Origin of the sequence: Oceanospirillum sanctuarii (assembly GCF_002150805.1) — a bacterium.
GTDB classification, from domain to species: domain Bacteria; phylum Pseudomonadota; class Gammaproteobacteria; order Pseudomonadales; family Halomonadaceae; genus Oceanospirillum; species Oceanospirillum sanctuarii.
Window position 1 is genome coordinate 151,468 of sequence record NZ_MTBA01000004.1, and the last position, 12,807, is coordinate 164,274.

At 50.9% G+C, this 12,807-nt stretch carries 11 protein-coding genes; 5 read left to right on the forward strand and 6 right to left on the reverse strand.

The window, feature by feature from the left end; all coding sequences use genetic code 11:
* Positions 1-16 precede the first annotated feature (16 nt).
* The 3 genes from nagZ to BV405_RS07665 form a co-directional block, all read right to left on the reverse strand.
* Positions 17-1,033 carry a beta-N-acetylhexosaminidase gene (gene nagZ / locus BV405_RS07655; protein ID WP_086480288.1) on the reverse strand — a complete coding sequence of 339 codons (1,017 nt, stop codon included), beginning with the start codon at positions 1,031-1,033 and terminating at the stop codon, positions 17-19.
* Between the two features lie 125 nt (positions 1,034-1,158).
* Positions 1,159-1,698, reverse strand: coding sequence for a L,D-transpeptidase (locus tag BV405_RS07660; RefSeq protein ID WP_086480289.1), 540 nt, complete (start codon positions 1,696-1,698; stop codon positions 1,159-1,161).
* Positions 1,698-2,372: a TetR/AcrR family transcriptional regulator gene (locus BV405_RS07665; protein ID WP_086480290.1), complete on the reverse strand. Its 675-nt coding sequence runs from the start codon at positions 2,370-2,372 to the stop codon at positions 1,698-1,700. The genes BV405_RS07660 and BV405_RS07665 overlap by 1 nt, the downstream gene beginning before the upstream one ends.
* Before the next feature lie 401 nt (positions 2,373-2,773).
* Here BV405_RS07665 and lexA point away from each other — a divergent pair, with 401 nt between their 5' ends.
* Positions 2,774-3,391: a transcriptional repressor LexA gene (lexA, locus tag BV405_RS07670; RefSeq protein ID WP_086480291.1), complete on the forward strand. Its 618-nt coding sequence runs from the start codon at positions 2,774-2,776 to the stop codon at positions 3,389-3,391.
* Between the two features lie 114 nt (positions 3,392-3,505).
* Here the strand turns inward: lexA and BV405_RS07675 are convergent, their stop codons facing one another.
* The 3 genes from BV405_RS07675 to topA form a co-directional block, all read right to left on the reverse strand.
* Positions 3,506-3,748, reverse strand: a complete 243-nt coding sequence (locus BV405_RS07675; protein ID WP_086480292.1) for a hypothetical protein — start codon at positions 3,746-3,748, stop codon at positions 3,506-3,508.
* A gap of 50 nt (positions 3,749-3,798) precedes the next feature.
* Complete coding sequence (locus tag BV405_RS07680) at positions 3,799-4,305, reverse strand: DUF6586 family protein (protein WP_086480293.1); 507 nt, start codon at positions 4,303-4,305, stop codon at positions 3,799-3,801.
* Positions 4,306-4,429: 124 nt separating this feature from the next.
* Positions 4,430-7,087: a type I DNA topoisomerase gene (topA, locus tag BV405_RS07685; protein ID WP_086480294.1), complete on the reverse strand. Its 2,658-nt coding sequence runs from the start codon at positions 7,085-7,087 to the stop codon at positions 4,430-4,432.
* A gap of 682 nt (positions 7,088-7,769) precedes the next feature.
* On the opposite strand from topA, the gene gap reads away from it, so the two are divergent.
* The 4 genes from gap to ectB all read left to right on the forward strand — a co-directional run bounded on the left by gap (position 7,770) and on the right by ectB (position 12,700).
* Entirely contained in the window at positions 7,770-8,771 is a 1,002-nt protein-coding gene (gene gap, locus BV405_RS07690) for a type I glyceraldehyde-3-phosphate dehydrogenase (protein WP_086480295.1), read from the forward strand.
* Between the two features lie 293 nt (positions 8,772-9,064).
* Positions 9,065-10,483 carry a pyruvate kinase gene (gene pyk / locus BV405_RS07695; RefSeq protein WP_086480296.1) on the forward strand — a complete coding sequence of 473 codons (1,419 nt, stop codon included), beginning with the start codon at positions 9,065-9,067 and terminating at the stop codon, positions 10,481-10,483.
* 332 nt (positions 10,484-10,815) lie between these two features.
* Positions 10,816-11,322, forward strand: a complete 507-nt coding sequence (ectA, locus tag BV405_RS07700; protein WP_086480297.1) for a diaminobutyrate acetyltransferase — start codon at positions 10,816-10,818, stop codon at positions 11,320-11,322.
* A gap of 109 nt (positions 11,323-11,431) precedes the next feature.
* Positions 11,432-12,700 (forward strand): diaminobutyrate--2-oxoglutarate transaminase, encoded by a 1,269-nt coding sequence (gene ectB / locus BV405_RS07705; RefSeq protein WP_086480298.1) that lies wholly within the window; start codon positions 11,432-11,434, stop codon positions 12,698-12,700.
* Positions 12,701-12,807 lie beyond the last annotated feature (107 nt).

The following is a 12,807-nucleotide window of genomic DNA, read 5'->3' on the forward strand; positions in this document are numbered from 1 at the left end:
TTTAATAAAGAATAGCTTATATAAGCTCTTCCAGCTGATCCGCAACCCGGTTGTAACGGGGATCAGCGTCCAACGCATCCAGTGTCGGCCGGGAAAGAACGCTCAGCGCAGACAGTCGCTGCTCAGAACGTGGGGAGAAGTCGTAATCTTTCAGCGCATCGATAACCTGCAGGGCACCTTCACGGTCATTACAGACCAGCACCATATCGCAGCCTGCGCTCAGCGCTGCATGGGCACGAGCTGAGTAATCTCCAGCCGCCGCCGCACCAGCCATACCCAGATCATCACTGAAGATCACGCCTTTGAAGCCCAACTGGCGACGCAGAATATCTTTCAGCCAGTACGGCGAGAAACCTGCAGGTTCCGGTGAAACCTTCTCGTAAATCACATGAGCAGGCATGACACCATCCAGCAATGGGCAAAGTGCGGTAAAGGGTTTCAGACAGCTGTCATCAATCTCAGAAAAAGGACGAACATCTATCGGCAAGTCGACATGGGAGTCGGCAGCGACATAACCGTGCCCCGGGAAATGCTTACCGATAGCCGGCATACCGGCTTCATGCAGGCCTTCAATCAAAGCATCTGCCAGACGGGTAACAATTTCAGGACGTCCGGAAAAAGCACGATCACCAATCACTTCACTGTTACCGTAATCCAGATCCAGAACCGGTGCGAAGGTGAAATCCAGACCATAAGCCAAGAGTTCGGATGCCATCAGCCAGCCGGTGTCCCAGGCCAGCTCAAGCGCAGCTTCAGGGTCCTTCATAAACAGCTCGCCCAGACGCGCCATCGGTGGGATACGGGTAAAACCATCACGGAAACGCTGAACGCGACCACCTTCGTGGTCAACAGCAATCAGAATTTCCGGACGTAGCTCACGAATACTGCGGGTCAGATATTCCAGCTGAGAAGGATCACGATAATTTCGGGTAAACAGAATAATACCGCCCACCAAAGGGTGAACGATCAGCTCGCGCTCTGCATCGGTCAGCTCAAAGCCTTCCAGATCAAGCATAATTGGCCCGTGGGTCATAGCGACATTATCCTGTAACAGAGAATTGAATAAACCGCGAAATTTAACAGAGAACCGGAAAGAAAAAAACCTCCAGCGGCTTGCTGAAGGTCATAAGAACAGAAATTAGAGTATAAAAACTCAAATCAACCGATATAAACCGGCGTATATGCGGCAATACCTTCATAAAGCAGAACAATATCCTGCATCTGCATCCGGATACAGCCGTGTGAAAGTGGCTTCCCCATCGGCTCGGAATCCGGCGTGCCGTGGAAGTAGATATATCGACGCATCGTATCCCGATCACCACCGCGATTAAAACCAGACTCCAGACCACTCAGCCAGAGAATACGCCCCAGAATCCAGTCCCGCTCCGGGAAAGCCGAACCTAGCTCGTCTGTGTAGCATTCACCGGTCCAGCGACGACCTCGATATACGGCATTGAAAGGGGTTCCGGCACCGATTTTTGCGCGGATAGCATGCCAGCCCAGCGGCGTACAACCACTTCCCTCTTCCTGCCCAACACCATTCAACGCTGTAGAAACAGGAAAGCAGAGTTCAAACTCTGCTTTCCGGATTACGTAGACCTGCTGACGTTCGATATCGACCTGCAACCAGTGCCCGTCGGGAGCAAACCGCTCCCAACTAGGGGCAAGCTGAGGCTGATTTAAAACCTGATCGGTCATCAGGAGTCGTCCTGTTCGCCTGCAGGAACAGTCAGATCAGGAATTGGAGCAGACATACCTGCAGAGACAAACGGAATCAGGCGCTGAACCACATCACGCACGCGGGTTTGCTCGTTAAAGTCCTGCTCTGCGATATCTTTCAGGGCGTCCAGACTGGACATCGTAAACACCGCTGAACCCAGCATAAAGTGCAGACGCCAGAAGCGCTCAACATCCGGCAGATCACTGGAAGCACTACGCACCATAGCCGTAAAACGATAAAAGACGCTACCATACTGCTCCTGCAAATAGCGACGCATGTGCCCCTGAGCCTGAGTGTATGCAAGACCTAAAAGACGCATAAAGACAGACAGACCATTTCGGGTCGGACTTGGCATGGTTATCACGGTCGTCGTCAGCGTTTCCAGCACCGCATTCAGAGGAATCTCTTCACCTTTGTGGCGGCTTTCCAACAGATCCATCTCTTCATTAAAACGCTCGGAAAACGGATCCAGATAACGGGCAAACACCGCCTGAATCAGCGCCTTTTTGGAACCAAAGTGATAGTTCACAGCGGCAAGGTTAACTTTGGCTTTACTGGTAATAGTACGCAAAGAGGTTTCAGCAAAACCCTTCTCTGCAAACAACATCTCGGCGGTATCCAGAATACGGCTGACGGTATCTAATTGAGCCATGCTCACCTCTGTCGATCACTTTTCTGCGGCATGACTAACTTTAGGCCTGATGAGAAAGCAGGGCTTTCTCCGAATGGCTTAAGCTAACCAAGGAGCAACTATCAAACGAATGTTTGAAACATAAATAGAATTGTCAACAAAGTCAAGAATCTAGGCAGATCCAGCGCCAACCGCATCGTAAACAAAGTGAAACGCTGTTTTAAAACAGTTCCGGATCCTGTTTTTCCGCCAAGTGAAGAACAGCACCTTTCCGCACGCTTCATTTTCGACAACAGGCAATGAATTCATACAGCACCTCCCTTAAAGATTCCTTACAAAAATCCCTATAAGGGCAGACAAAAGCGGATTTTTGTGTAAACTGTATGCAAGTACACGCTGTATAAAATGACAGATGAGACATCATGACTAAATTGACCAAACGCCAGCAGGAAGTGCTCGACTTCATTACGTCGCATATGGAGTCCACAGGCTACCCACCGACACGGGCAGAAATTGCACGGGCATTAGGTTTCCGCTCTCCTAATGCTGCGGAAGAACACCTCCGCGCTCTGGCCCGTAAAGGCGCAATTGAGATGATCCCGGGTACATCACGGGGCATCAAACTCCCATCGCAATCTGCACAGGGTCTTCCGGTTATCGGTCAGGTTGCAGCCGGCAGCCCGATTCTGGCCCAGGAACATATCGACAGCTACTCAGGTGTCAACGCTGACTTCTTCCGACCTAAAGCTCACTACATGCTACGGGTTAAAGGTTTGAGTATGAAAGACATCGGCATTATGGATGGCGATCTGCTGGCAGTTCATCAGACCAGTGACATCCGTAACGGTCAGATTGTTATTGCCCGTATCGGCGATGAAGTAACGGTTAAGCGCTTCAAGCAGGAAGGCAATCTGGTTTACCTGATCGCAGAGAACGAAGAGTTCGATCCGATTGTTGTTGACCTGGAAACTGAGTCTCTTGCCATTGAAGGTATTGGTGTTGGTATCATCCGGGGTGGCTACGGCCAGGGCCTGCAGTAAGATCACTCTTACCAGCGAGTTCACGAACAAACTAACGCCCCCAGCAACCGCTGGAAAATAAAAAAGCAGCCATCTGGCTGCTTTTTTCGTTATGGAGCAGGGAAGCTTAATCCCTTAGTGAATAACGGCATCCTCACTCGGACCGTCTTCATCCTCCTCTCCCCACAAGCGATTGTCCTGAATCGCCTTGTCGATCATCTCACGGGCAATATCAAAGCTTGCGCCGCGCAGATGTTCAACAATCTCAGGTGCAAAACGGATGCGCACCAGGGGCTCACCCTGATTGTCATCTGCAGACTGCAGAATGACATCACCATCAGCAAGCTCAACAATTTCAAGATACGGACTATCAGACAAGGTGATTACCTCTTAAAAAATATTCGATGAGACAAAGCATCCTGCTTGAATCAAAATTCCTGCATGGTCTGGCGCAGATCGCGGATAAACGCCTGCAAACTCTCCAGCCATGAATTGAGCTGTTGTTGTTCCGATACCGAATCACTGGCCAGCGGGATCAACTGAGCAGCAGATGTATCATTAACGGTCTCTACCTGTTTTAACTCAGGTAACCAACAGTCTCTGTAACGTCGGTTCAACTGACTCAGCCAACTGAAACTGTCTTTTTCCAGCTCCAGAATCTGATTCAGATGAGGAATCACGCGTCCCTGATCTTCAGCGGCACGCTGCAGATCAGCAGCCGTTTTCCATTCCCCCTGCGGCATACGGGCTGTTTCAGCAATTTCATACAGCAGAGCCTGAAGAGCTCCCTGAAGATGAAAGACAACCGCGTCGGCATGGGCAGAGATAAAGGCAGGCCGAACCAACTCGTCCTGCTGATCAACCTGATCAAAATGCTGTAACAGTAACCGGGCAGAATAGAGCTTCTGCATGGTTCGTGAAGCAAAGGATGCCATATAAAAACAACCGCCCAGAATAGAGAATAGCTGACAGACAGCAGAACGCTAAAAGGCCGGTCTGAGACCGGCCTTTTAGTCACTGCTTTGGCGCACAGTTTAGCTTAAATTCACAGGATGTGAACTAGCTTTTGGCAGTTTTTCGGGTAGCTTTTTTCTTCTCGTGGCTAACCCATTGACCACCTTCATAAAATGCCTGCCAGCCAGTGGCCTTACCTTCAACTTCTGTCATCAGGTACTGCTCTTTATTTTTACGGCTGTAACGAATCACCGTTGGATTTCCATCGGGATCGTGGGTCGGGCCTTCCATCAGGAAGTTATATTTCGGGTCAATTTCTGCCTTGTGCGGCAGAATTTCCACCAACTGAGGCGGACGGGTTTCGCGGTTTTTCGGGAACTGGCTCGCTGCCAGGAACAGGCCGGATGCACCATCACGCAGTACGTAGTGATCTTCCACTTTCTGACAGGCCAGCTCCGGCATAGGAACAGGATCCATCTTAGGTGGCGCAGCTTCACCATTTCTCAGCAACTTACGGGTGTTTTTACAGCTCTCACTGGTACAACCGAAGTATTTGCCGAAACGCCCTGTCTTCAGCTGCATCTCAGAGCCACACTTATCACACTCAAGTACGGGGCCGTCATAACCCTTAATCTTGAATTCACCCTGCTCAACGTCATAACCGGTACAGTCCGGATTGTTACCGCAGACGTGCAGTTTTCGCTGCTCATCGATCAGGTAACTTTCCATCGCCGTGCCACACTTGGAGCAACGACGCTTAGCTCGCAGTGCCTGAGTTTCAGCCTCGTCATCCGCATCAGCACTGATCGCCTCTTCACCCGGAGTCAGGTTGATGGTGGTTTTGCAGCGCTCTTTAGGAGGCAGTGCATAACCGGAACAACCCAAGAAAACACCGGTACTTGCAGTACGGATCTGCATCGGACGACCACAGCTAGGACAGGAGATCGAGGTCTCAACCGCCTGATTCGGACGCATACCGCCCTCTTCAGACTCTGCCTTAGCCAACTGCTGACTGAAGTCTTTGTAGAAGCTGTTCAGCAGGTTCTTCCAATCATTTTTACCTTCAGCAACATCATCCAGCGACTCTTCCATACGAGCCGTGAAGCTGAAATCCATCAGGTCGCTGAAGCTCTCACTCAAACGATCAGTGACGATATCTCCCATCTTCTCAGCGTAGAAACGGCGGTTTTCAAGACGCACATAACCACGATCCTGAATAGTGGAGATAATCGCAGCATAAGTGGAAGGACGGCCGATACCGCGTTTTTCCAGCTCTTTTACCAGACTTGCTTCAGTAAAGCGGGCAACGGGTTTGGTGAAGTGCTGTTTCGGCAGCAACTGCTCAAGAGTCAGCAGATCACCGACCTTAAGATCCGGCAGAGACTGGTCTTCATCTTTTTTACTGTTCGACGGCATCACACGGGTGAAACCATCGAACTGCATCACACGACCACGGGCGCGAAGCTCAAAGCTTGCAGCTTCAACCACCAGCGAGGTGCTCATATATTCTGCAGGCACCATCTGACAAGCCACAAACTGACGCCAGATCAGCTCGTACAGACGCTCTGCGTCACGCTCCATCGCTTTCAGGTCAGTGGAAGAGCGGTTCACATCGGAAGGACGAATCGCCTCGTGCGCTTCCTGAGCACCTTCTTTGCTGCTGTAGCTGTTTGGCGCTTCCGGCAGATACTTTTTACCGAAATTCTCAGCGATGTAATCACGACAGCCGTCCACCGCTTCCTTACTCAGGTTGGTGGAGTCCGTACGCATATAGGTGATGTAACCCGCTTCGTACAGACGCTGCGCCAGCATCATGGTTTTCTTCACACTGAAGCCCAGACGGGTACTTGCCGCCTGCTGCAGAGTGGAGGTGATATAAGGGGCTGTTGGCTTGGTTTGGGTCGGCTTGTCTTCGCGCTTGGCAACTTTAAAGTCCGCAGCATTCAACACTGCCAGCGCTTTATCCGTCTGCTCTTTGCTGGTCGGACGGAAGCCCTTGCCATTCTCTTTCGTGACTTCACACTGGAACGGCATCTTGCCATCGCGATTCAGATCCGCATGAACATCCCAGTACTCTTCCGGTACAAAGGCACGAATTTCACGCTCACGTTCGACAATCAGACGAACCGCAACCGACTGAACACGACCCGCCGACAGACCACGGGCAACTTTCGCCCACAGCAGTGGCGACACCATGTAGCCCACAACACGATCAAGAAAACGGCGCGCCTGCTGAGCATTAACGCGGCTCATATCCAGACGACCCGGCTCCTTAAAAGCATCCTGAATCGCGTTTTTGGTAATTTCGTTGAACACAACGCGGTGATAACGCTCATCGTCACCACCTATGGTTTCCCGCAGGTGCCAGGCAATCGCCTCCCCTTCGCGGTCCAAATCCGTTGCGAGATAGATCTGGTCGGCATCAGCCGCCAATTTTTGCAGTTCAGAAACGACCTTCTCTTTACCGGGCAGGATCTTGTAATGCGCCTCCCAGTCATGCTCAGGGTCGATACCCATACGGGCAATCAGCTGCTCACGGGCTTTACGCTTTTTGTGAATCGCCTTTTCGTCCGGACTCATTTTGCGGGTAATCGCCGCAGCCTTGGCACGCGCTTTGGCGTCCACAGGCTCTTTCGCACCACCGCTGGTTGGCAGATCGCGGATATGGCCGACACTCGACTTCACAATAAAGTCTTTGCCCAGATACTTGTTGATCGTTTTAGCCTTTGCAGGAGACTCGACGATAACTAGTGCTTTTCCCATTGAGAGCGTCTCTTTATCTAAGGCTGTTCAGAAACAGTTTGATCAAAGAAATTCGTACTCGTGGCGAAATCGGTTCAGCCTCTGACCGGCTGCTTAATCTGTCACTCAAGACCACAAGTACAAAAAGTTCAAAATCCAACGACTATTCAAATTCAAAGACTAATCGAAGATCCAAACACTGCCTCTTCTCTTATTACAAAATAAAAAGGCGGAGCCAATAAAGCTCTCTTATCGTGCGTATTACAACTTTATATAGAGCACTTTTGTCAAGTGCCGTCTGAAAAGGGCGTATAAACTACCCCAGCAGATTAAAGAGTTCCAGCCCCAATAAGAAAAAAGGGCAGCAATCATGCCAAAGCAGTAAAAACAGACCAAATCTGTCTGTCAGAAAACACAAAATTCACTTCTAATGTATTACAGCCTGCCCGAATCAGCCAGCCAGAGACGAAAAAGCATTGCATTTCTTGCAGTTACACCCCAATCTAAGACTTAAGCAGGATGAAAACTCTTGTTCTTTCTGGCCCATGTTTTTTTAACTAAGCAGAATCACACCGGAGCCTGATTTATAAATTACTCAACAGATCAGCATTCAGACCATTACCCCGTTCTATCCTTAAAACAAAACCGGTTCAGCTTTTCATCCTGCTGAATATTCAGAGTTTGTCGAATAAGGAGTGACAACATGAAGGTAATACGTGTCGCCATCAATGGTTTTGGCCGTATCGGCCGCAATATCCTTCGCGCCTATTTTGAAGGACATCACACCGAATCTCTGGAAATCGTCGCCATCAACGATCTCGGCGACGCTGCCATCAACGCTCACCTGCTCCAGTACGACTCTGTTCACGGCCGCTTCGGCTATGAGGTAGAGCACGATGACAACTCCCTCACCGTAGACGGCCACCACATTCAGGTTTTTGCCGAGCGGGATCCTGGCAATTTGCCCTGGAAAGAACTGAATATTGATGTCGTTCTTGAGTGCACCGGCTTGTTCACCAAGCGGGAAAAAGCGGCAGCTCACCTAACAGCGGGCGCGCGTAAAGTTCTGATCTCTGCGCCATCTCCGGATGCGGATGCCACAGTTGTTTTCGGTGTTAATGAGCACACACTTAAGCCGGAACACACCGTTGTTTCCAACGCATCCTGCACCACCAACTGCCTGGCTCCTGTTGTCAAAGTGCTGCACGAAACCATGGGCGTTGAAAGCGGTGTGATGACCACCATTCACGCCTACACCAACGATCAGCATCTGACCGATGTGTACCACACCGACCCATACCGTGCCCGTTCAGCAACCGCATCTATGATCCCGACCAAAACCGGTGCCGCTGCGGCTATCGGTCTTGTAATGCCGGAACTGGCAGGCAAGCTTGACGGACTTGCGGTTCGGGTTCCGACCAACAATGTTTCACTGGTGGATCTGAGCGTTGTGGTTAAACAGCCGATGAGCGCCAAGGAGATCAACGCAGCTCTGGAAAAAGCCGCCCGTGACTCATCAGTTCTGGGGTACAATAAACTGCCTCTGGTCTCAGTGGATTTTAACCACTGCCCGGACTCCTCAGTGTTCGACAGCAGTCATACCCGCGTCCAGGGCAACCTGGTGAAAGTGATGGCCTGGTATGACAACGAATGGGGCTTCTCTAACCGAATGTTGGACACCACAAAGGCACTGATGAAGGCCTGACCGTATCTCACAATCAAAACAAAGACGGTTACCAAACCTATGGTTAAACCGTCATAAAAACAGTCTATATCAATAGGTTATCAGCAGTAACTTGCAAGCGGCTTATAAACGGATATCGCTATTCAGGAATAAAAACTAAAAGTCGCATCAAATGACCAAGGGGCTTAACCATACCCGGTTAAGTCCGACCGAAACCAAGCCCGCCATAAGCAAGCGGGTAACAGTCAAATGCATTGATAAATTTACCGATAAAGATCCGATCTTTACCCTGCAAGATTAAGGAATCAGAAAGAATGCGCAGAACTAAAATCGTTGCCACCCTGGGTCCCGCTACCGACGAGCCATCAAAACTGGCTCAGGTTCTGAAATACGTGGACGTGGTACGAGTCAACTTCTCCCATGGCGACCCCGAAGAGCATCGCGCCCGGGTAGAAGCTGTTCGCAAAACAGCAAAAGAGATTGGCCGCTTCGTGGCCGTATTGGGCGACCTTCAGGGACCGAAAATCCGTGTCGCACGCTTCAAAGATGGCCCGATCAAACTGGCCGTAGGTGATAAATTCACTCTGAACATGGAACTTGAGCGTGATGCCGGCAACCAGCAACAGGTTGGTGTGGACTACCCTCAGCTGGCAGATGACGTCACCTCCGGTGATATTCTTCTGCTGGACGATGGCCGCATCCAGCTTCAGGTAGATGAGGTTGCCAAACCGGAAGTACGCTGCACCGTAACCGTTGGCGGCAAACTGTCCAACAACAAGGGCATCAACAAACAGGGCGGCGGTCTTTCAGCGGCAGCACTGACCGAAAAAGACAAAAAAGATATCAAAACCGCAATCGCGTTAGACATGGATTATCTGGCGGTTTCTTTCCCGCGTACCGGTGACGATATGCGTGAAGCCCGTGCACTTCTGGGTGATGCCGGCAAAGATATCGGCCTGATCGCCAAGGTGGAACGCGCCGAATCCGTGGCTAACGATGAGGTGATGAACGACCTGATCCTGGCTTCCGAAGGTGTCATGGTTGCCCGTGGCGATCTGGGCGTTGAGATTGGCGATGCTCAGCTGATCGGCGTTCAGAAGCGCCTGATTCAGCGCGCACGCAGCCTGAACAAGGTTGTGATTACAGCGACTCAGATGATGGAGTCTATGATCACAAGCCCGCTGCCAACCCGTGCCGAGGTGTTTGACGTAGCCAACGCGGTTCTGGACGGCACCGACGCGGTTATGCTGTCCGCTGAAACCGCCGTTGGTGAATATCCTCTGGAAACCGTTCAGGCAATGGATCGTCTGTGCCGCGGTGCAGAGCTGGAACGCGTGGCTCAGCAGTCCAACCACCGGATGCATGAAGGTTTCAGCCACGTGAATGAAGCGGTTGCCCTCTCTGCCATGTATGCCGCCAACCACCTGAAAGGTGTTAAAGCCATCATCTGCATGACCCGCACCGGACTGACGCCACTACTGATGTCGCGCATCCGCTCCGGCATGCCGATTTTTGCCTTTACCGCTCAGGAGAAAACCCAGAACCGCGTTGCCCTCTATCGCGGCGTAACCACGGTTCCTTTCAGCCATTCAAGCGCCGAACCTGAATCAGTGAAGAAGGCAATTGATGAACTGAAACGCCGCAACGTGGTCACCAAAGGCGACAACGTCATCCTTACCCGCGGCGATCATCACGGCACTCACACCATGACCATCGTGCCGATTGAAGATTAAAATCAGCAGATATGAAAATTCTTAAATAAATTTTCACCCCCTGCTAACAAAAAAAGCGCTGAATCATCAGCGCTTTTTTTATGCCCTCATTTTCCTCTCATCCCTCTCTGAAGCCTCTCCAGCCATCCTGCTTCAGCCCGCTTAGGGCCTGCATTTCTTAGATATTGCCGTCCCCTTCATAAAAATGAAATAGAACACTAAACAAACCGCCACAAAACATTCGCATCCTAACCAAAGATACAAAAAGCCATAATTTCGCTAAAAATTAGCCCTTGAGAAAAAAAATCACGCACGTTATCGTATAAATATACTTTGAACCCTAAACAAATATTATGACTAGCGACATTAGTGACTCGATTAGATTTACCCAACCCGAACTAAAGGACGGTCTTGCCGTTACAGACCTGATCCAGAACTCACCTCCTCTCGATCTGAACTCAAGCTACTGCTACATGCTGTGCTGCTCACTCTGGGCAGAAACATCGGTATGCGCTTGGGACAGCGATAAGCTGATCGGCTTTGTATCAGCCTTTATCCGCCCGGATCAGCCTGAAGCACTTTTCATCTGGCAGGTAGCCGTTGATGAAAGCGCCCGAGGCAAACAGCTGGCCAAGCGCATGATCTTTGAGATCCTCAAACGCCCGGCAAGCCAGCCTGCGAAAGTTCTGCACACCACTATTTCACCGGATAACACCGCTTCATGGCGGATGTTCGCTGGCCTGACCCGCGCTCTGGAATGCGAATCCCGTACTTTCGATTTCCTGGACAAAGAGCTGCATTTCCACGGCCTGCATGAATCCGAAGAGCTGCTTGAGATTGGACCTTTCCGGCACCCGTAAGCCCGGAAGTGTCAGGGCATGATGCCCGTCCTTTTGAAGCCTGATCACTCCCGATCAGGCGCGCAGCTGCAACACCCAATATCAAAAAATTTTAAAACTGGAGCACACGATGATTTTTAAAGAGTATGAGTCTGAAGTTCAGAGTTATTCACGTTCTTTCCCGGTAGTATTTACCAAGGCGAAAGGCAGCAAACTGTTTGACGAGAACGGCAACGAGTACCTTGATTTTCTGGCCGGTGCCGGCTCCCTGAACTACGGCCATAACAACCCGATTCTGAAAGATAGCCTGATTGAGTACATCCAGAACGACGGTGTAGCTCATGGCCTGGATATGCACACTGAAGCTAAAGCAGGCTTTCTGGAAGCGTTCCGCGACATCATTCTGAAGCCGCGCAACCTGGATCACAAAGTGATGTTCACAGGCCCTACCGGTGCTAACTGCGTTGAAGCCGCACTGAAGCTGGCACGCAAAGTAACCGGCCGTCACAACGTTGTTTCTTTCACTAACGGTTTCCACGGTTGTACTCTGGGGGCTCTGGCGGCAACCGGCAACAGCCACCACCGTGGCGGCGCAGGCCAGCCTCTGAGCGGCGTAACCCGCCTGCCTTACGATGGCTACCTGGGTGATAACTTCAACACGCTGGGACTGTTCAAAAAGATGCTGAAGGACAACTCCAGTGGTCTGGATATGCCTGCTGCAGTAATTGTTGAAATCGTTCAGGGTGAAGGCGGTCTGAACACCGCTTCTGCAGAGTGGCTGAAAGAGCTGTCTGCCATCTGTAAAGAACACGGCATTCTGTTTATCGCTGATGACATTCAGGCGGGCTGTGGCCGTACAGGCACCTTCTTCAGTTTCGATCAGTTTGATATCAAGCCCGATATCATCACCCTGTCTAAATCCCTGAGTGCCTTTGGCCTGCCATTTGCGGTAACGCTGTTTGACCGCAAGCTGGACATCTGGAAGCCAGGCGAGCATAACGGTACGTTCCGTGGTAACAACCACGCCTTCATTACCGCTAAGAAAGCACTGGAAACCTATTGGGCAGATGATAAATTCGCCAGCCACATTCATGCCCGCAGCGAACAGCTGAAGCTGGCTCTGAACAAGATCTGCGATAGCTATCCGGATCTGTACCGCAAAGGTCGTGGCCTGATGCAGGGCATCTGCTGCCCATCCGGTGACATTGCCGACGACATCACCTCTCTGTGCTTTGAACAGAAGCTGATCATTGAGACCAGTGGTCCTGAAGGCGAAGTTGTGAAGTGCTTCCCTCCTCTGACAGTTACAGAAGAAGAGATGGCGCAAGGCCTGAAAGTACTGGAACAGGCATTTGATCAGTACTACAGCGCTCAGTTGGAACTGAAAAAAGCCAGCTAATCACCGCACAGCAAGAGCCCCGCAGGCGACATCTGCGCGGATACACAGAGCCGCTATCTGCGGCTCTGTTTTATAGTTCTTCTTATACAGCACCGTTAAACACCACG

What these genes read in the sequence shown, in the direction of transcription:
- nagZ (WP_086480288.1), bottom strand. Translation starts at nt 1,033, where the DNA reads ATGACCCACGGGCCAATTATGCTTGATCTGGAAGGCTTTGAGCTGACC.
- BV405_RS07660 (WP_086480289.1), bottom strand. Translation starts at nt 1,698, where the DNA reads ATGACCGATCAGGTTTTAAATCAGCCTCAGCTTGCCCCTAGTTGGGAG.
- BV405_RS07665 (WP_086480290.1), bottom strand. Translation starts at nt 2,372, where the DNA reads ATGGCTCAATTAGATACCGTCAGCCGTATTCTGGATACCGCCGAGATG.
- lexA (WP_086480291.1), top strand. Translation starts at nt 2,774, where the DNA reads ATGACTAAATTGACCAAACGCCAGCAGGAAGTGCTCGACTTCATTACG.
- BV405_RS07680 (WP_086480293.1), bottom strand. Translation starts at nt 4,305, where the DNA reads ATGGCATCCTTTGCTTCACGAACCATGCAGAAGCTCTATTCTGCCCGG.
- topA (WP_086480294.1), bottom strand. Translation starts at nt 7,087, where the DNA reads ATGGGAAAAGCACTAGTTATCGTCGAGTCTCCTGCAAAGGCTAAAACG.
- gap (WP_086480295.1), top strand. Translation starts at nt 7,770, where the DNA reads ATGAAGGTAATACGTGTCGCCATCAATGGTTTTGGCCGTATCGGCCGC.
- pyk (WP_086480296.1), top strand. Translation starts at nt 9,065, where the DNA reads ATGCGCAGAACTAAAATCGTTGCCACCCTGGGTCCCGCTACCGACGAG.
- ectA (WP_086480297.1), top strand. Translation starts at nt 10,816, where the DNA reads ATGACTAGCGACATTAGTGACTCGATTAGATTTACCCAACCCGAACTA.
- ectB (WP_086480298.1), top strand. Translation starts at nt 11,432, where the DNA reads ATGATTTTTAAAGAGTATGAGTCTGAAGTTCAGAGTTATTCACGTTCT.